This is a genomic window from Bacillus cereus group sp. Bce041, assembly GCF_052646455.1.
The window spans coordinates 61,871-83,620 of record NZ_JBQXON010000003.1 but is presented as its reverse complement, the minus strand read 5'-3'; the positions used below and the strand labels follow the sequence as shown (position 1 = coordinate 83,620).

The following is a 21,750-nucleotide window of genomic DNA, read 5'->3' as shown; positions in this document are numbered from 1 at the left end:
AATTTTAATCAGTGGGGGTCTTATTTCCCACAAATAACAGGATAAAAGACGTGGTACTTTCTAATATATATGCGATGTAGCTAATTTTAGAAGCTTGTCCACGTCTTTTGTCATAAAGAGAGCAGCTTGCGCATGTAATGATATCGTGAGTAGTTTTTGAATGGAGGGTGATGTGATTAATGATCTCTAACATTCGAATTGGCTTATTTGTTTTAGCGATTGTCTTTGTAGTCCTTGTTTTCTTTTATTGGAAAAATGAGGAGTTGTACGAGGAGAAAAAGCAACGTATTAGAAAGACTTGGTATGGTTTGTTTATCATATCTGTCACCGTGTATTTCATGATAAAAGGAATTGATTTAACCCTCTGGAAAAATCTTTTAATGTTTACTGCAATGGTTATTTTTGTTGATATTGCGTTCATTTTAACGCCTAATATTTCAGAAATATGGGGTGCGAAATTTAGCGATATTGGCAAGACAGTTCAATCAATAAAACGATCATTAATTGCATCTAAAGCGAGAGGGGAAATATACACGACAATTATTCAAAATGTTAATCCAGCAGTATTCGGTACGATGGAATGGCATACGGAAGAGGAATATACAAAGAGCTTAAATGCATTTTTAGATTCATATGGGGAAAAGATTGGCGCGAAAATTGTTGTTTTTGAAGCCGCGAAGGAATTAAATACAAACTTTCGTGGTATTCGCTCGCAATTTAGTATTATCGTTCCGTTAGAACATATCGAGCAATTGAATGAGCAGAAAGCGGTGCAAGTAGAAAATGTCGGGATTATACCAGCAAAAATAGTAAGTGACGTTTTCATTGTTATTGATGGAAAGAAAAATAACCTGCAAGATCGGGATTTTGAAAATGTATATAATTTAACAATACATCATAGTTATTTTAGTAAATAAGGACAGAATCTTTTTCTGTCCTTTTCTTCTATACATAAATTAAAAACAAAATCCGACAAAGTTGAATAAAATTGGACAATCATTCCTACACTAGCATGTAGAGGTGATTGTAGTGGTAAAAGATTATGACAATGATTTTTTTAAAGAAGGTAACGAAGATACAACAGATTTCTCTTTAATAAAAGGGGATACGTTGCAGCAAGTAGAAGAATTAGAAGAAGAATTAAAAAGAAAATCATAAGTGTACACTCTTTCTACATTTGCTATATAATATAAATAAAAGGTTGTATCTTTTTGAAAAGGGGGAGAAGAGATGGCTGAAGTCAATGTGCAAAAGTCTTCGTTTTTTAAAGAAAAAAAAGAAGAATCAAATACAGATTTCTCTCTTGTGAAAGGTGCATTAACGGAGAATATAAATCGGTTAGAGAAACTGATGAATAATAGTAGTTCAAAATATATACAGGTGAAAAGAACAAAAGAAAATGCATAGAGCATTTTCTTTTTTTTTTTTTATTTAATAGTAAACTTTTCTCTTATTTTTTCAGGCAAATCTGCTTTCTGAATCTCTTCATAGGACTTTACTTCAATTGATGATATTTCATTTTTATTATTATCATCTTGATCTACATAAAGGCGTAAAAACGCGTCTGCATTTAATTTATGATTGTTTTCTTTTTTTGTACTTCTAAATGTAATTTGTTTTTTGACGCCATCTTCATCATATGCGGGCAGCGTATAGTTTCGTAAGTTTCTACCATCTACCTTTTCGATAGTTCCTTCGCCTTTTATCTGCATGTAATATACATCTTTACCAATTCTATTTAGTGACGCTCTCTCACAGCCAATAGTAAAACTAGAAAATAATAAACATAGTGTAATAATTGCTAAAAACTTTTTCATTTTCTTTATCTCCTTTAATGTGTTTCTTTAAAAAGTATACGGCTATTATTAAATGAGAAAAATCGATATAGATTACAATGCCCTTACAATGTTGTAAGAGTGTTTTACATAAAATGAACAATAAAAGTTAAAAGAAAGGTAAAATAATGAATCATGGTATAATGATATGAGACTTACATATTATTTTGTCATTTGGAGAGGAGCTTGAAAAATGTATTCTACCTTAGAACAATTAACAAAGCACCCTGTATTTTATCATTTTGCAGAAATTTCAAAGATTCCTAGAGGATCAGGTAATGAAAAGGAAATTAGTGATTATTTAGTGGGCTTTGCAAAAGAGCGTAACTTAGAAGTCATTCAAGATGAAGCATTAAATGTCATTATTAAAAAAGAAGCAACAGCTGGTTATGAAAATGTACCAGCTATTATTATTCAAGGTCATATGGATATGGTTTGCGAAAAAAATCAAGCAACAGTACATGATTTTGAAAAAGATCCAATTGAATTAAGAATCATTGGGGATATGTTATATGCAAATCAAACAACTTTAGGTGCTGATAATGGTATTGCAGTTGCGTATGCATTAGCTTTATTAGATTCAAAAGAAATTACGCATCCAGCACTTGAAGTCGTTATCACTACTGAAGAAGAAACGACAATGGGCGGGGCTTTTGCTATTGATCCAAATCATTTTGAAGGAAAGATATTTATAAATATTGATTCTGAAGAAGATCATAAATTACTTGTAAGTAGTGCAGGTGGTGCGAAAGCTGTTGAAACAATTCCCGTAATTTGGGATGAAACGCCAGCGAATATGGATGCATACCGTCTATATGTTGGTGGTCTAAAAGGCGGACATTCTGGTATGGAAATTGATAAACAACGCGGTAATGCGAACAAAGTATTAGGACGAGTATTACGTGATTTATCAGCACATACGGAGTTTAACATAAGTGAAGTTCACGGCGGATTAAAAACGAATGCAATTCCGCGTGAAAGTGTAGCTACAATTTTAATTCGTACAGAAGATGTAGGACAAGTAGAAGAAAAACTAGAATCATGGACACGTGTATTACAAGAAGAAATGCGTGCTGTTGATCCAGATGTTCATGTTACACTGACAAAATTGGATGAAACAGTTGAAAAAGTATTTGCTAAAGAGACACAAAAGCAGCTTATTTCATCATTATTCTTAATTCCAAATGGCATTCAAAGTATGAGCATGGATATTAAAGGTCTTGTAGAAAGCTCAACAAATTTAGGCGTTATTGAAACGTTGCAAGATGAAATTAAATTACGTAACGAAGTGCGAAGTTCTGTAAGTAGTTTAAAACAACATGTTGCAGAAGAAATAAAATATATTGCTGAATTAGTTGGTGCTACATTTGAAATAGAGTCAGAGTATCCAGAATGGCCATACAATCCAAACTCACAAATTCGTAATTTATTTGAAAAAGTGCATCAAGAAAAATACAATAAAGAAATTGAAATCTTCGCTGTGCATGCGGGGATTGAGTGTAGCGCATTCGTTCAAAAAATGCCTGAATTAGATGCAATTTCATTCGGACCAGACATTTTTAACGTCCACACTCCAGATGAACATATCAGTATCTCTTCTGTAGTGAATAACTGGGGATTCTTCATTGATGTAATGAAGGGTACAAAAGAATTAGCTAAGTAATAACGACGAAATAAAAAGGAGCCTATAAAAATTTATAGGCTCCTTTTTTGTATTGGAATTTATCCCGCTATTTGCAGAGCAGCCCGATTGGTTTAACTAACAATCAGTGGGGGATGAATAAAACCACTACTGATCAAAGTTTCACTTTATGAGAAGTCATTTTTCGTTAGTATGTAATATTAAGCTTGAACAATTAATAAGGATGAATTGTTGATGTTTTTTAGTACTGATGAAGGGGTGGAGAAATGAAGGGAAGAAAGCATTTTATTGTTTGTATGTTTTTATTGTTCTTCACATTTAGTTTTATTGGTGTTCAGAAAATAATAGCAGAGGAAGTTGAATTTACAGGAACAACAGCTCCATTGAATGTAAATGTTAGAGGGGCAAAAAGTTTGAATGCAAATATTGTAGATGTGATTCCCGGAAATACAACAGTATCTTTTAAAGGATGGGAGTATGGTGAAGCGGTTAAAGATTACTGGACAGGAAATTTAGATAATCGTTGGTTTTATTATTTTAAAGATGGAAAAAAAGTATATGTAACGTCAGCGTATATTAATGGAAATCCTCCAAATACATCAATAGATCGTAAATTATCTGTACCTAACATATTACAAGAAAGATCAAATTGGTGTTGGGCAGGCACTTCGGTTTCAGTTTTAAATTATTTTGGGAAAACTCCTTCACAAGATCAGTACGTTAGGTATGTTAAGGGTGGATCATATAATAATCCTGCAACTTCACGTGAAATACAATATGGATTATCAGGATATGGTGTTAGCTCAGCTATAAGTTCTGGAGCAAAATCATATGATTGGTTCAAAAGACAAATTAATAGTAATCAGCCGATGATTGCACTCATTATGTGGCAAAATGGAGCTAACATCGGACACTTTCTAGTACTTGATGGATTTTATAAAGGGACAAATGGAACAGATTATATAACGTACATGGACCCTTGGTATGGTGATCATTATAATCATAATTTCAGTACGTTCCATAACAATAATAATTTTTGGTGGAGTGAAACTGTTTATAATATCCATGCAAACTAATAATATTAAAAGCGGGGGTTCATAAATGGGAAAACTACTTAAGCTTGTGATACCGTGCATGTGCTTAATGACCGTTATTATTTTCGCTAGTAAAATTAGTTATGCATCAAAAAATAAAAGTGAATCAGTACAATCGATCGCATTAAAAGATTATCAATATAGTAAGGGAAGTTCTTCTGAAAATTTAAGTTTTGAAAAAATAACAACATCTCCATTTTCGTTACCAATCTATGCAACAATTCCAGCACAGCAAATTTTAAATAGCTCTGAATTTAAGAATTTACTATTACCAACAAATGAAAAGCTGTGGTTTATTATGAAGGGTGAGCAGCCAGAAGGACTAATTGTTGCGAATGATATTGAACCGATTCGAACGGGCGGAGAAAATAGAAGTAAAGATTTATATGGATTATATACAGCAATAAAGAATAATACAAATGAAACAAAAGATATTAGTTATTTCGAATTTGAAGGGCAAGGAATATTGGTAGTAAATCAAAATAATGATCAAGAAATATACCTTAGTAAAGGTGCCGCTGCCATATTAAAACTTCCTACTGGTCAAAAAGTATTGAGCAGTGAAGTATTACAGAAAATGAAAGAGAGAATTGTAACTGGTTTTGAATAGTGGTAATGTCTGATTCTTTTTTGTGTTTATACAGGGTTGAATAGGGAACAGGATCAATGGTAGCATTAGGGCATCTTTACTGTTTGAAACCTAATAGTGTATATAAAAAGGTTAGAGAAGTTAATTCTCTAACCTTTTTATATTAATGTATGAAATTTAAAAAGTGATGGAGTAAACCAAATAATAAAAATTTGTCTGCTCTTCTATTTTTATTTGCAATTTAAACTCGTTATATTCCGCTATCTATTGTACAACCTTTTTACATAGCTGAATTTTTTTATTTGAAAATAAGGGTGCATCTATAAAACCATAATGATAAACTAAAATACCTAATTCCACTCTAGAATTAATATGCCATTTTTCTTTAATATGATTAATTATCGTTGAAATTCTTCGAGGGGTAACATATATTTTTTTGGAAATTTCTGCATCTGTATATCCTTTTGCTACATAAATAGCTACTTCTAACTCTCTTTCGGTCAACATTCTTTTCATAAAATACGCTCCTTCGAAATTATTTATATAAAAATCAAAAGAAACTATTAAAAGAAATAAAGGTGAAAAATCATATTTATTTTAATCAGGCTATTTGCGGATAGTAAGACTCCCACCTCAAAATTTAGATGTGGCAAAGAAGTCGAACTCCCTGTAAAAGCCTGCCTGGAGTGGACTAATAATCAGTGGGGGGATAAAACTCCCATTAATTATTAGTGAACCATATTTTAATAATTTCTCGTATTGTAATACAAGTTTGTAAAAGAAACTATAAATCCATATAATTAGTAATTGTAACTATATTAATTTTACATTACATTAAAAGTTGGGAAATATTCTTATACTCATAAAGTGTTACATTTGAGGGAGGAAAGATGGAATTCTACAATCTTGGTATTATTATTAAAGAACTTAGAAAGAAAAAAAACATGTCACAATCTGAATTATGTCATGGAATATGTTCACAAAGTCAAATTAGTAAGATAGAAAAAGGTATTATTTATCCATCTAGCATATTGTTGTATCAATTATCTGAAAGACTTGGTATTGATCCAAATTATATATTCGCACTAACCAAAAATAAAAAAATAAAATATATTGAAAATGTAAAATGTGTAATGAGAGATTGTGTGAAACAAAAACAATATAATGAGCTTTACGAAATAGTAAAAAAAGAGAAAGATGAGAATAATTTTCAATCAAAAGAAGATAAACAATTTCTATTATGGCATGAAGCGATTGCTATATATTATGTAAATGGAGCAACAAGTAATGCCTTTGACATTTTAAATAGAGCACTAAAACAAACCTTAAGTAGTAGTAACTTTTTATCAGAAAAAGAAATAAGCATAATGAATTCAATTGCTATAATACATGCAGAAAATGAAGAGTATGAGAAAAGTATAAATATATTAAAACAAAGTTTAATTAATTTTAATAAGATAGAATTTCCTAGAGAAAAAGAAATCAAATTAAGACTCATTCATACGTTAACAAAATGTTTACACCTTGCAAATCAATATGAAGAAGCAATAAAGTATAGTGAAATAGGTATAAAATTAGCGATAAATATGAATACTTTATACTTATTAGGTGAATTATTTTTTGAAAAAGGTGCAATTTTATTGAAAGTTCAGCACTCTAATGAAGTTGGTTTAACAGACATAAAAAAAGCATTATTTATATTTGAACTAACTGAAAGAAAACAATATATAAAAATGATCAAGGAAAAATATATTAAAAATCAAGAATAAACAAGAAAGAATTCTAACATAAACTATTCCTAATTGTTATTTTTTTCTAAAAAAAGTACTGTAATACGAACTATTCCTAATTGTTGTTTATTGCTAAAATAAATACCGTAATATTAGATAAATATAAAGGGTGGCATTTTATGAAATCAAGAGGAATTACTCGTAAAGCAGATAGCATGGGGCGTATTGTTATTCCAATGGAAATAAGACGGAGTTTAGGAATTGTAGAAAAAGATTCTCTTGAAATTTTTATAGAAGAGGACCAGATTATTTTACGAAAATATCAATCTCCAAGAGCTTGTGCACTTACAGGGGATATTTCAGACAGCAATATTTCGTTAGCGAATGGGAAGATTATTGTAAGTCCAAACGGGATGGAACTGTTAATAAAGAAGTTACAGCAATATCTTTTAAAATAAAGTGAAACTTTAATCAGGGGGAGTTTTGTTCATCCCCACTGATTATCAGCCCTCACCAATCTTGCTTTTATGGGCAGCCCGAACCCCCACCTAACTTCTTTGCTTCCGCTGTATTTTAAGGTAGGGGTCTTACTGCCCGGCAAATAGCGGGGTAAAAGGTAAGTAAGAACTTTAAAATAGAATATACTTGAAAAAAATTCCTCTATCAATTTAGGGGTTTTTTTATTGTTATCAATAAAATTGAGGGGCCGTAGTTCGTTCAATGGAATACGAATTACTTCATAAATAGTCTGACTATTTTTTATAAAAAAACTATTCATTTACATTTTTTGGTTTCGTGTTATATTTTTAATGTTAACATATTTGTATTGAAAATTCTGATTTTAAAATTAGGAAAACTTTAGAAAATGAAAGAGATTTTTAAATTAAATTTACCAATTCAATAGAGGTTCGTCGGGGAAATGTACCTAAGAAGAAATCTCTTATAATCCACGTTTTTTATTTGTAAATCGGTAGTTCTAATAGCTCTGACGAAAAGCGAAGGAGCAAAAAAGAAATGGATAGTTTGTTTAATAGAAGATAGGGTATAAAAAATAAAACAACGGAGGTTTTATAATGAATAAAGGAATACTGCAGATTACAGAAATTGAAGAAATTAGCATTCCTAATGTATTGAAGGATAAAATGAAGAATCTGATAGAAAATGAATTGAAAACTCATAATCCTTATACTTGTGATCAAGAAATAGCAGCATATTTTTCAAAAGAGTGGCTTAATTGTTTGATTGACTATTCAAAGAAAAATCCGAATTCAGATATGAAAAACCTACTACATATAATAAAAATAGCGAATTGTGGCGGAAACGTACCACCTACTCTTATTAAAAATACTCCATGTGATCCTATGGAAACACTATTACCTGGGGAAAATCGCAGAGGTTTTAATTATGGCGAAGACGAACACGATAGAATGAAAAAATATTTTTATGCAGAATGGGTCACATGGCTTTTTGCCACACTTTTTAATTATGATGCTTTAATTCACCCATCCGAACATGCAGGGAAAAATAGATTTCATCTTATTTCACCTTTAAACAACGATGAAGTTTTGCGAAATGTCGGTGCAAGCACCGGTGGCGGGAACTTTTATCAACATAACGATGCCACAGTGTATACAGATATGAAAGATCAATCAGATATTGAAGCAAGATTGAAAACATTCAATACGAATTTAGAAATTGTATCAAATAGACTTAATAAATCCGTGGAACGAATAGTGTCTGAAATTACTTGTGGAAAATTTACTAGAGTTGATGCTCTTTTATTAAAAGGAGTGTTAAATTTAAAAACTCAAACTCATATTGGAACGCCAAAATTACTGCAAAAGCATCTTGAAGAAAATCACTTCAGTAAAGATGACATATTGGCGGTAAGTAAAATGCCTATTGCTCATATCTCAGGAATGGCTGATGGTGAAATATCGGGATTTGTAGGAGAAATAAACCAAATTATATTTTTAGATGATAATGGTGATATTATTGCAACTTGTTTGAATGGAGCGGAAAATAGATTAATTTATGTGGGAGAAAGTGAAGAAGAAAAATTGAAATTTGACATGTTTTTAGAACTCTTACGAACAACGCCTACTTATAAGGTTCCACTTACATCTGAAGATTTATTACTTATACCAAATTCATACTATGGTAAACAAACAAATGTAACTCATGGTAGGGAAAGGTTATCTGAGGAAGAATATAAAATCCCGATTGGAAACAATAAATATGGAAGAAGAATTGTTTGCAGACAATACGTTTCCAGTCGATTACGTGATCAAAAAGAAAGTTACTTTACAGATTTAATTAACTAGTTTAAAGAGAGGAGGGACGATGGGGAGGTTTGGGTTATAATAGCTCAAGCCTCCCCATATTCTTTGTATGGATTTTACTATTGAATTACTTATACTACTATTTTTAGTAGCTGTATTAGCAGGATGGATAGATACGATTGCTGGGGGCGGTGGTATGATAACTATCCCGATAATGTTATTAGTAGGTATGTCTCCTTCTGTAGCGATAGCGACTAATAAACTACAAGGGAGTAGCGGAACTCTCATGGCAACAGTGTTTTTTATTAAGAAGAAAGAAATTAATCTTAAAGAAATGCGTTTGTCCATCTTAATGACCTTTTTGGGATCGGTTTTGGGTGGATGGCTTGTTTTACAGATACGAGCAGAATATTTAATCATGATATTACCTTTTTTACTTATTATTATTGGTCTTTATTTTCTATTATCTCCAAATATAGCAAACGAAGATCGACCGAGAAAAATAAGTATGTTGTTGTTTGCGTTAACAGTGGCTCCATTCCTTGGATTTTATGATGGTTTCTTCGGCCCAGGAACAGGTAGTTTAATTGCTTTAGCGTTCATTCTTTTATGTGGATATAGTGCTACGAGAGCAACTGCAAATGCTAAAATCTTGAATTTTACAAGTAATTTCGCTGCTTTGTTATATTTTATTATTTTTGGCCAAATCGATTGGACAATTGGGTTGATTATGATGCTTGGTCAAATTATAGGATCGTATATTGGAGCGAAGATGGTGCTTACAAAAGGGACGTCATTAATACGACCAATAGTGGTTATTGTTTGCTTTGTCATGGCAATTAAAATTTTTTTACAAAATATAAACTAAATGTAATCAATATATTATTTGGATCAAAGTTAGAGTGTTTTCATGTTCTTATTGCAGTATTACGCTGTTTAAGATGTGTTCAAAATTACACAATTTGACTAGTGTAATATATTGCGTTATGCTTTTTTTAGTATAAAAGAAAGGCTTGAAGATAATGATTCGTCGTTTGAGAAAGCTAAAAAATGTAGCAGTCGTAGTAAGCTTCTAAGTAAATAGCAAAATATATAATACTTAGAAGCGAGGAATAAAGTTATGAAGTATCCATTATTTAATCATTGGTCAGAAACAAAGTATATAAAAGATATAGTAACAAATCCACTCATTGAAGTAGGAGAGTACTCCTATTATTCAGGCTATTATAGCCATCAAAATTTTGAAGATGGCTGTGTAAGGTATTTGTGGGGAGATGCTAAGTCTCAAGCACTTTTCAATCCAATTGAACAGATGGGATGGCATCTTGATAAACTCATTATTGGGAATTATGTTTGCATTGCAAGTGGGGTAGTCATTTTAATGGGTGGTAATCATAATCATCACTCAGAATGGATTACAGTATATCCATTCGCTGAGCAAATCAAACAATCATATGAACCAAAGGGCGATACAGTCATTCAAAGTGATGCTTGGATTGGAATGAATGCTATAATAATGCCTGGCGTTACTATTGGTGAAGGGGCAATTGTTGCTGCAGGATCTGTCGTAAGTAAAGATGTTCCGCCGTATACAATAGTTGGTGGAAATCCTGCTAAGGAAATAAAGAAACGATTCACTGATATAGAGACAAATATGTTAATGGAAATGCGTTGGTTTGATTGGGATAGGAAATTGATTGAGAAGGCAATTCCGCTGTTATCTAGTCCATCCATCGAACCATTATTTGCTTTTTATAAAAATGAAGTGAAAAATAAATAAATCAGTTAGAAAAACTACATCCAGTATAGGGTGTAGTTTTTTTATTACAAAAAACTAATAGTTTAGACTAAATAAAATTCATCTCTAATATAGGTCTAGCAAATAGCTGAATTGAATAATTAAAATCCTTGATAGCTAATAAAGCATTAACGGGCAGTAAGACTCCCACTGATTAAAGTTTCACTTTATTTTTTGTAAATATGGAACAAATGTAGCATCTAGATTGTCTATTAATTGTAATCCTAAAAAATATGAAAGTGCGAATCATTTTGAAAAATATAAGGGGATTAAAAATAGGGATATGTGTGGGAGTACAAAGTATCAGGGCACCTAAAAGTGTCGGATGAGATGGTCTATATGAAAGCGATCCTAACGTCTAATATGTATATATAATTTGAGAACACTGTCTATTTTTTTGAGATTATGTTAGAATAACGGTTTTTTTGAGTACAAAGGTATTGGAGGTAACAGAAGTGAAAGGTATGTTTTGCAAGAGATTTATTGCAATAGTAACAGTGCTTACACTATTTTTTAGCATGTTCGTTACATTTGGAAGAGCAGCAGCGGAAACAGTTTCTGCTATAGACGTTGAAGCGGGATCAGCAATTTTAATAGAAGCAAATTCCGGAAAAATTTTATATGAAAAAAATGCAGATGAATCATTGGCAATTGCTAGTATGACAAAAATGATGAGCGAATACTTAGTTCATGAAGCGGTGGATAAAGGAAAACTTAAATGGGATCAAAAAGTTAAAATCTCTGAATATGCACATAAGATTTCGCAAGATCGTTCATTATCAAACGTTCCATTAGAAAATGGTGGCTCTTATACGGTAAAAGAGTTATATGAGGCAATGGCAATTTACTCTGCAAATGGTGCAACAATTGCTTTAGTTGAACAGATTGCTGGTAAAGAAGTCAATTTTGTAAAAATGATGAACGATAAGTCGAAAGAGTTTGGAATGAAAGATTATAAATTTGTAAACTCTACAGGCTTAACAAATCAAGATTTAAAAGGATATCACCCAGAAGGGACAACTCTAGACGAGAAAAATAAAATGTCTGCAAGGGATTGTGCAATTTTAGCGCAACGTCTTATTCAAGATTTCCCCCAAATATTAAATACAGCAAAAATTCCTAAAAAAACATTCCAAGAGGGTGGTAAATATCCAATTGATATGGCGAACTTTAATTGGATGTTAAAAGGTTTAATTAAGCAATATGAAGGTGTAGATGGTTTGAAAACAGGAACGACTCCAGAAGCGGGAGATTGTTTCACTGGTACAGTAGAAAGAAATGGTATGCGCCTAATTTCTGTAGTGATAAAAGCAAAATCTCATACGGCACGTTTTGATGAAACAAAGAAATTATACGATTATGGATTTGCGAATTTTGAAGTGAAGAATTTCTATGGAAAAGATTCAGTAATAAAAGGATATGAAACAGTTCGAGTGGCAAATGCAAAAGACAAAGATGTAGTAGTTCAAACGAAGCAAGCTGTTTCACTTCCAATGTCGAAGGGCAATAAAGACATTTATAAAAAAGAATTTAAAGTATTGAATAAAGAACAAGAAGCGCCTATTAAAAAAGGTGTAACAATTAGTAAAATGATTATCTCGCCTAAAGATAATACAGATCCTGGGTTCTTATCAGGTAAATCATTACAAATAGACCTTGTAACAAAATCTGATGTGGAACAAGCAAAGTGGTTTACACGTTTTATGCGTAAAACAGGATCTTTTTTTAGTGGTATGTGGGATAGTGCGATTGATATAATAAAAAGCTAATTTTATAGGATACAACTAAATGTTTCACTTTATAAAAATTTAATAAAATCTTTTCTTTGTATTAAATGTTTTGTTTTAAATTATGTATATAAAGAAATGGAGGTAAAATTAACTTTGTACTGCTTATATTAGAAATTTAAAGAAACAATATGTACAATTCTACACTACATTCTTATAGTGGCCTTTATGAACAGCAAGATTTATATTTTACAAGGAGAACATTTTATGAGTAAGAGAATAAAAGAATTAGATTCGATACGAGGGTTAGCGGCACTTACTGTGGTATTTGGACATTTTTGTTTAATGCTACCATCGTTGCCTAATTCTATTAAATTTTCCCCGCTTAGGTTTTTATGGGCGGGTGGGGAAGCTGTTATCGTTTTTTATGTACTAAGTGGTTTTGTGTTATCTATGGCACTTTATCATTCAAAAACAAATTATTGGGGATATTTAATTAAGAGATTTGTAAGAATCTATATTCCTTATTATTTTTGGATAATCGTTACCTTTGTTTTATTTATTTTATTTTCGTCGTATGAAGTGGTAGGATTACGGGATTGGTTCTATGATAGGTGGCAAGGGTCTATAACAAAATTAGATATTCTAAACCACTTTGTGCTTCTTAATAACTTTTTTACGGAAAATTATAATCCAGTTATTTGGTCATTGGCTCAAGAAATGCGTATATCTATTGTGTTTCCTTTGTTATTCCTTCTTTTTTATAAACTGAATTGGAAGAAAACGATACTATTTGCTTTGAGCTTTTCATTAATTAGTGTTGTTCTTAATATGTTGCATATTGGGAAAGCTGAAGGATTTTATAATGGTTATGCTGATACACTGCATTTTACATCTATGTTTATGGTTGGAATGTTACTTTTTAAGTATCAGGAAAAACTTATCTACTCATATAGGAATATGAAAAAATTTAAAAAAGGATTTCTTATTGCATTAGGGGTTATCCTATATTTATATTCCATTTTAATTTATGGTTTTTCCCGTAATGATACAACTTTCTTATTAAAAGATTGGGGTGTCGTAATGGGGGTTAGTATATTTATTATAATGGCTATGAGTAACCTAAAAGTAAAAGCATTTCTAAATAAGAGTGTATTTGTATATTTAGGAGAAATTTCATACAGTATCTATTTGTGTCATTTTCCAATCATGATGGTACTATTTAAACTATTGTATACAAAGATACCTATCTTTTTCCTTCTTACTTTGTGCATTGCAATGACACTACTTTTTTCTATAGTTTCATATCATTTAATCGAAAAGAAATGTATCAACTGGGCAAAACAAAGAACAATAAATTTTTTGAAAAAAGTATAATTTCTAGATAGATTTTATCTCTTTAGTAAATTTATGAATATGACCGATTCTTAAGTATACTTAGGAATCGGTCAATTTTGGATTCTAAATATAAATATAGTAAAGTGGAATATAATTGAAATCGAAAACCACTTAGAAATAACAATTACGGTGTGAGCTATTGTATAGTATAGATATGGTTAATAATAAAGGGGGAATACATATGTGGAAGCGATTTGTAGCAATTGGCGATAGTTTTACAGAGGGGATAGGGGATGAAGTTGAGGGAATTGCATTAAAAAGCTGGGTAGATTATTTTGTTCAACTGTGTGAAAACGATATAGAATATGCCAATTTTGCAAAGCGTGGGTTAGTAACTAAAGAAATTCGCTCGCAGCAATTGGAAAAAGCGCTAACTTTTAATCCAGATTTGGTTAGTCTCATTGCAGGGGCAAACGATGTTTTAAAAGGACGTTGGAATCACGATGCATATAAGAACGATATGGAATTTATAATAGATACATTAAGTAAAGCAGGGGCTGATATTATTATAGCAAACCTTCCAGATTTTACAGTTAGGCTTCCTTTTGCTTCTGAAAAAAAACAAGTAATAAAAGAACAATTATTAGAGGCAAATGAAGTTATACATTCACTGAGCAGAGAGTATAAGCTTCATCATGTTGATTTTTGGAATCATCATTTAGTTAATGACAATACGCTTTGGTCTAAGGATTTAATTCATCCAAACTCAAAAGGATATGTAAAAGTTGCTGAATTAATTTTTAGTAGTTTGCCTGTACAGAAGACAAAATAATAGTTTGCAATGTAACGAATATGATATTAAGTGTATGAAGCTATGTTTTTTAGTAAATGGAAAGAACTAAACATTTAGCAAACAAAGCGTTTCTACGATATATTTCTACAGTAGTGCACAAATACAGAATCACAAAGAAAGATCACTTATGGAAATAGGTGGTCTTTAAATGTTTTTATAACTAAATTAGTATATACTGTATTACTAACAGTTTCGTACTACATAAAAATTAAGTTCTCTTATAGAAAAACTGATTTTATATTATCTTAAAATATAATAAAACGTTCAAAACATATTTTGGGTATGTATCCTAATTGTGAATGATGTGTAATTTTTTGAAGTATAAATATCCAATAAATAAAATAGGTAGTAGGTGCAGAAGTATTAATACTATATTATTCAATTCTTGTTATGAGTACATTAGTGATTGGTAATATTATATTTTTATTATCAACTTTAGTTATTGGGATTAATTTGCATAGAAAATATGTAGGATAAGAAAAAAATATACTTTATTGTATATTTTTTTGTTTAGTAGGATTTACGGTCTCTTTAAACTATTATGTTAATAAAATTAAAAAACTTAATTCTTGATACCCTTATGGTTAAAGCTATCTATAAAATGAAAATATAAATAAATAATAGTTTGTTATGATTTGTGGATTTGGTTTTTTATCCGAATTTTCTGATTCAAATATTTCAACTTTATGAATATAGTAGGTGAAATATTTGTGTGATAGTATTTGAGATAGAAAAAAGCCAACTTTAAAAAGGATGTGAATTGAATGTGTAAACGACTGTAAAGGGTTATATTAAGGCAACGTTTAGCTGTTATTAGTGTAAGGTAAAGATATATTTTGTAACAGTTGATATAAAAATGAAGAAATAGGTACGCTTTCGTTTGTCTGACTATTTTAAATAAATAAAAAATAAGACCGGTTTGAGTTTTGGCGAAGTTAAATTCTAGGTGAGATGTCAATAATGATTAATTAGGTTTAATAAAGAGGTACCTTATACGCAAAAGCGTTTATATTAGTAACCTAAGGAGCTTGCTTTTATGAAAACTACTGATTCAAAAGGCCTATTAGGAAATAGGGTTTATTTACAAGTTTTCTCTGCCTATTCATTGCTTATGCTTGGTGTTTTTATTGATATGTTAGCGATTATGACTATAGTTGGGTTTGAATGGGAAGTAGATCCTACTATGATTGGATTGATTCCTGTTGCATATGCACTTCCTGGAATTATTTTTGGCTCATGGGCAGGTGTTATTGCAGATCGTTTTAGAAAAATTCCAATTATGATGTTCTGTAATCTAATGGTTGGTCTAATAACAATTGCTCTTTTATTTGTACAAGATATCCACTGGCTCTTAGTGGCATTAATGATTCGTTCCATTTTTATTGTTTTCTATTATCCTGCACAGCAAACACTAACAAGACAGATTGTATCCCCGGACTTGCTTACTAAAGCAGTAAGTATCAACGGAATAGTAGAGCAGGGTACCAAGATAGTAGGCCCCCTTATAGGGGGCATGTTGTTGAGCTGGTTTCAACCAGAGTTCTGCCTCATTATAAGAGCTATAAGTTGTTTATTAGCTACCTTAGTTCTGATACCCACAATAAAATTTAAAGAAACTATATCGAAAGAATTTGTTGAAAAGCAAAAACAAAGTACTTGGACCGCTTGGGTACAAGGGTGGGGTTATGTGTTATCTAATCGGATAATATTATCAACCATGATTTTCGTTACAATAGCCATGGCAGTATTACAATTAGTAGACTCACAATTCCCAACTTTATTTAAGAGCTTATTCCCACATGATAAAAGTAAAATGGGATATATCATTTCTATTATTGGTCTTGGCGGAATACTTGGTGCATTACTAACTCAGAAATTAAAACAATTTCAATATGGCTGGGTAGTATGTGGAGGTATGGTTTTAATGGGAATTGGTTTTGGGGGGATTGGTTTGATAACGCCCGGTACGGTCTTCGTTTTAGCTTATTTAATTAGTTTTATCGCTGGTATCGGAAGTGGGCTGATGCTTGTATCTAATCAAGTCATTTTACAAATAGAATCCGATCAAGATCAAGTAGGAAGAGTATTTGGTATACAAAGCAGTTTAACAAACGCAGTTCTAATTATTTCTCCTGCTATGAGTGGTCCATTAGTGCATTTGTTTGGAGTAACTCAACTCTATGTTTATGGAGGGATTGGGCTTGTTATTATTGGAGTAATTGGAGTTTCACTGCAGAAATATTTATGGGCTAAACATAAACACGAACCTATAAGAGCAAATAATTTTTGAAGGGAAGATTTTTATGACCAATGAGGAATGCTATCCATTAAGCCATCCGCAGCGAAGAATATGGTATACAGAAGTCGTTCATTCTGATAAAGGGATATGTAATTTAAGATTTTTATTTAAACTTCATCGAAAAATGAATTATTCAAAATTAAACCAAGTTGTGAATCGCGTTATCAGTGAAAATGACGGTCTGTGCATTAGGTTAAAAGAAAATGGGCATCAGGAACCGAAACAATATTTTACTAAACATGAAGAACAAGAATTTGAGTTTTTTGATTTCAGTAATGTGGAGAATACAAATTTGCTTGAGGAATGGATTGAGCAGAAAACAAAAGAAACGTTTACATTATTTAATTCAAATTTATACTATTTCGCTTTAATAAAATTAAACGATAATGAATGTGCAGTCTTTGGAAATGTTCATCATATTATTATGGATGGTTTATCAATTCAAATATTTACTGAGCAGATTGCAAAATATTATTATGACATGCATAACGAGAATGAGGAAGGCGAAATTAAAAATTCATATGTTCAATTTCTGACCAACGAACAAACATACTTGAATAGTAGTCGCTTTCAAAAAGATCAAAAATTTTGGTTAGAGGAATTTAAAACACTGCCATCTGTGACTGGATTGAAGCCTTATAATACGTACCAAGTTAGTACAAAAGCATCGCGTGAGACGTTTATATTAACGGAACATTTGAAGAGAAAGATAGAAAAATTTTCTGAAGATTACAAAAATAGTTTATATACTCTTTTTGTTGCTGCTTTTTCGTTGTCCATGTATCGGTGGACCTCATCGCTTGATATTGGTTTAGGAATGGCTTACGGCAACCGTATGACTAAAATGGAACGAAAATTGATTGGAATGATGGTGAGTACAGTTCCTTTAAGAATGGATATTGATCCAGAAGAAGAAGTACTTTCATTTATTAGTAGAGTGTCCAGAAAACAAAGTAAATCATTAAGACACCAGAAATATCCATTTGATTTGTTATTAAAGCAGATTAATAAAGAGAATAACAGTAATGTGAGACTTTTCGGAACTACGATTGATTATAGGGATCGTGATGAAAGTGGTGACTCACTATGGATTCCAAACCGTGAAGAAGTACAAGATTTTGCAGTTCATATTGAAAATCTAATTGATATAGACTCTTTACATGTACATATTGATTATCGTGAGGAGCTATTTTCTAAGGAAGAGATAGAACGATTCTTTAACGTTATGCTAGTGATACTGGAAAATATTTTTGAAAACCCAAAGCAGAAGGTGGCTGAAATAGAAATCATTTCTGAGGAAGATAAAAGAAAAAGTTTAGTTGAGTTCAACAATCCTAAACTGGATGTCCCACCTCAAGTAACTATTCATGAAATGTTCGAACGGCAAGCGATGATTTATCCAAATGCTATTGCAGTTACGTATGAAAAAGAAAAAATTACTTATAAGGAGCTTAATGAACGTGCAAACCAGTTAGCTCATTATCTGCAGAAAAAGGGAGTAGGACCTGATACTTTAGTTGGACTGTGCGTTGAACGTTCCCTCGAAATGATTGTAGGTATTTTAGGAATTTTGAAGGCTGGTGGGGCTTATGTTCCACTTGATCCAACATATCCAGAGCAGCGACTTCAATATATTTTAGAAGATGCTAGCATTCAGTTATTCGTAACGCAAGAAAGTTTAAAAGAATTGAACTGGTTACCAGAAAATGTTGAGTCGATTTGCCTGGATTGTGATCAAGATGAGATTGGGAAAGAAAGTAAGACTTTGCCGGTTTCTAGTGTCGGTCCCCAAAATCTGGCATATGTGATCTATACTTCGGGATCAACAGGAAATCCAAAAGGTGTTATGATAGAGCATCACAATGTTATACGGTTATTTAAATCGACGGATTGTTTGTATCAGTTTAATGAAAAAGATACTTGGACGCTTTTTCATTCGTATGCATTTGATTTCTCAGTATGGGAAATTTGGGGAGCGTTATTATATGGTGGAAAATTAGTTGTTGTTCCGTACTGGATTAGTCGATCACCTAAGGATTTTTATCAATTATTGGTGGAGGAAGAAGTCACAGTTCTAAATCAGACACCTTCCGCATTCCGCCAATTAATACGAGTGTGTGAACAAGAAGATAAGAATAAAAATTTGCAGCTGCGTTACGTGATATTTGGCGGAGAAGCGTTAGAACCTATTGGCTTGTTACCGTGGTTTCAAAGGTATGGGGAGAAAAAACCACAGTTAATTAATATGTATGGAATTACAGAAACTACAGTTCATGTTACATATTATCCAATTACTCTAGATGATGTGCAGCATGCTTCAAGAAGTAATATTGGAAAGCGGATTCCCGATTTAGAAGTGTATATACTAGACGCTTATCAACAACCTGTTCCTATAGGTGTTGATGGTGAACTTTATATTGGTGGAGCAGGATTGGCACGTGGATATTTAAATAGACCTGAATTAACAGCAGAGCGTTTTATATCTCATCCATTTAGTAGTAATCCGAAAGCAAGATTATACCGGACAGGAGACTTAGCTAGGTATTTGCCAGATGAGAATCTAGATTATCGTGGAAGAATTGATCATCAGGTTAAAATACGTGGTTTCAGAATTGAGATTGGGGAAATTGAGTCTACTTTAAATACATATGCATCTGTAACAGAGGCAGTTGTAATTGTAAGAGAAGATCAGCCGGGCGATAAAAGATTAGTAGCATATGTTGTAGGAGATGGAAATGTAGATGCGTGGAGAGAGTATCTTAAAGCGAAACTACCAAGTTATATGGTTCCTTCGGGATTTGTGGCGATGGAAGCTATTCCACTTACAGCTAACGGTAAAGTTGATCGTGAGGCCTTACCTATGCCAGAGGAAAAGCAGATTAATAGTGAATGTGTTGGCCCTCGGAATAGTAACGAACAGATACTGACTACCATTTGGAAGCGAGTATTAGGTGTTAAAAAGGTGGGAATCTATGATAATTTCTTTGAAATTGGTGGCGACTCGATTCTCAGTATTCAAATCATATCTCAAGCAAGTCAAGTGGGGTTAAAACTTACTCCAAAGCAAATGTTTGAATGCCCAACTATCGCTGAGCTGGCACAAGTGGCTATAGAAACGCAGGGAGTACAAGCGGAGCAGGGAATTGTGATAGGTGATGTGCCTCTTACTCCAATTCAGTGCTGGTTCTTCGAGCAAGAACATCCACATACAGAGCATTGGAATCAATCAATGCTTTTAAGAGTAAAAGAAAGATTGAATGTGAAATTACTAGAGGGAGCGATATTAAATTTACTGAAACATCATGATGCTTTACGTTTCCGGTACGAACAGTTACCAAACGGAACGTGGAGGCAGAGAAATGAAGGGACTGATGAGCTGTCAGTACTCCATGTTGTAAAACGTAATCAAGTTAATGAAAAAGAGTGGAATAAAATAATACAAGAAGAGATGAACATTAATCAAGCTAGTTTCAATTTAGTTACTGGTCCGTTAATGAGAGTAGTGTACTTTGAAGATAACTTGACTGGAAATGATCGAATATTCTGGGTGATTCATCATTTAGTAGTAGATGGAGTGTCATGGAGGATTCTATTGGAAGATTTACAGGTGGTATATAACCAGATGAAACAAGGTCAAGAAGTTCGCTTACCTGCGAAAAGTACATCTTTTAAAGAGTGGTCTGAACGACTCCAGACATACAGTGATTCGGGGATTTCAAAAGAAGTACAAAATTATTGGAATGAACAAGTAGAAAAAGAAACGATGAAAATTCCAATGGACTATCCAATACAAGAAACAACAGAAGAATCGATTGATCAAGTGAAGAGGACTTTAGGAATAGAAGAAACACAAACATTGTTACACGAAGTTCTAGTCACTCATAAGACAAGGATTGACGAGGTACTATTAACGGCATTAGGACAAGCTATCGTTGATTGTATAAATCAGCAAACCGTTTCTATTCATCTAGAAGGACACGGAAGAGAAGAGATGATTGAAGGTATTGATTTATCAAAAACAGTGGGCTGGTTCACGAGTATTTATCCCGTTCATCTCAATTTTCAAGGAACTCAGACACCTATTGAAGGGTTAAAGGCTGTCAAAGAACAATTACGTCGAATTCCAAATCGCGGAGTTGACTATGGTATTTTACGTTACTTGAATAAAGGATTACTTCCGTTTTATCAGCAAAAGCCTTCAATAAGCTTTAACTATTTGGGCCAATTTGATCAGGTGTTTTCAAGGGACTCTTTGTTTATGCAAGAGACAGGATTTACATTTTTAGATCATGCTCCAGATTCCAAACCATCTCATCTAATTGAAGTTATCGGAATGGTGAAAGATGAAAAGTTACATTTTATTTGGATGTATAGTAGGGAACAGTTTTCTAAATTAAAAATTCAAGTGATAGCAGATGGTATGTTAAGGCATCTCCGTCAACTTATAAATAAACCAACAACAGAGTCTGCTTTTACGGTATCAGATTTTGCTGATGCAGAGGATCTTACGGAAGAAGGCTTAAGCAAAGTATTACTTAAATTAACAAAGAAGAGGGTGTAAAA

18 protein-coding genes are annotated in these 21,750 nt (G+C 32.2%); 16 read left to right on the top strand and 2 right to left on the bottom strand.

Features of this window, described 5'->3' with window-relative positions; all coding sequences use genetic code 11:
- The first annotated feature begins 179 nt into the window (after positions 1–179).
- The 3 genes from ACUN13_RS11975 (at position 180) to spoIISB (ending at position 1,407) form a co-directional block, all read left to right on the top strand.
- The gene (locus tag ACUN13_RS11975) at positions 180–917 is read left to right on the top strand and encodes a type II toxin-antitoxin system SpoIISA family toxin (RefSeq protein WP_000624977.1); all 738 of its coding nucleotides are present in this window, start codon (positions 180–182) and stop codon (positions 915–917) included.
- A 112-nt stretch (positions 918–1,029) separates the two neighbouring features.
- Entirely contained in the window at positions 1,030–1,158 is a 129-nt protein-coding gene (locus ACUN13_RS11970) for a hypothetical protein (protein WP_000237819.1), read from the top strand.
- 72 nt (positions 1,159–1,230) lie between these two features.
- On the top strand, positions 1,231–1,407 hold the full coding sequence (spoIISB, locus tag ACUN13_RS11965; RefSeq protein ID WP_000852629.1) for a stage II sporulation protein SB: 177 nt from the start codon (positions 1,231–1,233) through the stop codon (positions 1,405–1,407).
- 20 nt (positions 1,408–1,427) lie between these two features.
- Here the strand turns inward: spoIISB and ACUN13_RS11960 are convergent, their stop codons facing one another.
- Positions 1,428–1,817 carry a YxeA family protein gene (locus ACUN13_RS11960; protein ID WP_000713869.1) on the bottom strand — a complete coding sequence of 130 codons (390 nt, stop codon included), beginning with the start codon at positions 1,815–1,817 and terminating at the stop codon, positions 1,428–1,430.
- 211 nt (positions 1,818–2,028) lie between these two features.
- On the opposite strand from ACUN13_RS11960, the gene pepD reads away from it, so the two are divergent.
- The 3 genes from pepD (at position 2,029) to ACUN13_RS11945 (ending at position 5,181) form a co-directional block, all read left to right on the top strand.
- On the top strand, positions 2,029–3,498 hold the full coding sequence (gene pepD, locus ACUN13_RS11955) for a beta-Ala-His dipeptidase (protein WP_000287548.1): 1,470 nt from the start codon (positions 2,029–2,031) through the stop codon (positions 3,496–3,498).
- Positions 3,499–3,743: 245 nt separating this feature from the next.
- The gene (locus tag ACUN13_RS11950) at positions 3,744–4,553 is read left to right on the top strand and encodes a papain-like cysteine protease family protein (RefSeq protein WP_342761833.1); all 810 of its coding nucleotides are present in this window, start codon (positions 3,744–3,746) and stop codon (positions 4,551–4,553) included.
- Positions 4,554–4,578: 25 nt separating this feature from the next.
- Positions 4,579–5,181: a hypothetical protein gene (locus tag ACUN13_RS11945; protein ID WP_000517271.1), complete on the top strand. Its 603-nt coding sequence runs from the start codon at positions 4,579–4,581 to the stop codon at positions 5,179–5,181.
- A 243-nt stretch (positions 5,182–5,424) separates the two neighbouring features.
- Here ACUN13_RS11945 and ACUN13_RS11940 read toward each other — a convergent pair whose 3' ends face one another.
- Entirely contained in the window at positions 5,425–5,676 is a 252-nt protein-coding gene (locus tag ACUN13_RS11940) for a response regulator transcription factor (protein ID WP_000827560.1), read from the bottom strand.
- Between the two features lie 374 nt (positions 5,677–6,050).
- Between ACUN13_RS11940 and ACUN13_RS11935 the strand changes: the two genes are divergently transcribed.
- From ACUN13_RS11935 to ACUN13_RS11890, 10 genes are all read left to right on the top strand, one after another.
- Entirely contained in the window at positions 6,051–6,929 is an 879-nt protein-coding gene (locus tag ACUN13_RS11935; RefSeq protein WP_000397979.1) for a helix-turn-helix domain-containing protein, read from the top strand.
- A gap of 140 nt (positions 6,930–7,069) precedes the next feature.
- Positions 7,070–7,348: an AbrB/MazE/SpoVT family DNA-binding domain-containing protein gene (locus ACUN13_RS11930; RefSeq protein ID WP_025687553.1), complete on the top strand. Its 279-nt coding sequence runs from the start codon at positions 7,070–7,072 to the stop codon at positions 7,346–7,348.
- 615 nt (positions 7,349–7,963) lie between these two features.
- Positions 7,964–9,214, top strand: coding sequence for a hypothetical protein (locus ACUN13_RS11925; protein ID WP_025687554.1), 1,251 nt, complete (start codon positions 7,964–7,966; stop codon positions 9,212–9,214).
- 67 nt (positions 9,215–9,281) lie between these two features.
- Complete coding sequence (locus tag ACUN13_RS11920) at positions 9,282–10,040, top strand: TSUP family transporter (RefSeq protein WP_000347994.1); 759 nt, start codon at positions 9,282–9,284, stop codon at positions 10,038–10,040.
- Positions 10,041–10,292: 252 nt separating this feature from the next.
- Positions 10,293–10,952, top strand: coding sequence for a CatB-related O-acetyltransferase (locus ACUN13_RS11915; protein ID WP_025687555.1), 660 nt, complete (start codon positions 10,293–10,295; stop codon positions 10,950–10,952).
- 473 nt (positions 10,953–11,425) lie between these two features.
- Positions 11,426–12,739, top strand: coding sequence for a D-alanyl-D-alanine carboxypeptidase family protein (locus tag ACUN13_RS11910; RefSeq protein WP_000677650.1), 1,314 nt, complete (start codon positions 11,426–11,428; stop codon positions 12,737–12,739).
- A 186-nt stretch (positions 12,740–12,925) separates the two neighbouring features.
- Complete coding sequence (locus tag ACUN13_RS11905) at positions 12,926–14,074, top strand: acyltransferase family protein (protein ID WP_025687556.1); 1,149 nt, start codon at positions 12,926–12,928, stop codon at positions 14,072–14,074.
- 202 nt (positions 14,075–14,276) lie between these two features.
- A complete protein-coding gene (locus ACUN13_RS11900; RefSeq protein ID WP_142292967.1) occupies positions 14,277–14,867 on the top strand; it encodes an SGNH/GDSL hydrolase family protein in 591 nt (196 codons plus the stop codon).
- Between the two features lie 1,057 nt (positions 14,868–15,924).
- The gene (locus ACUN13_RS11895; protein WP_000858613.1) at positions 15,925–17,178 is read left to right on the top strand and encodes an MFS transporter; all 1,254 of its coding nucleotides are present in this window, start codon (positions 15,925–15,927) and stop codon (positions 17,176–17,178) included.
- Positions 17,179–17,191: 13 nt separating this feature from the next.
- Positions 17,192–21,748, top strand: coding sequence for an amino acid adenylation domain-containing protein (locus ACUN13_RS11890; protein ID WP_445423790.1), 4,557 nt, complete (start codon positions 17,192–17,194; stop codon positions 21,746–21,748).
- Positions 21,749–21,750: the final 2 nt, after the last annotated feature.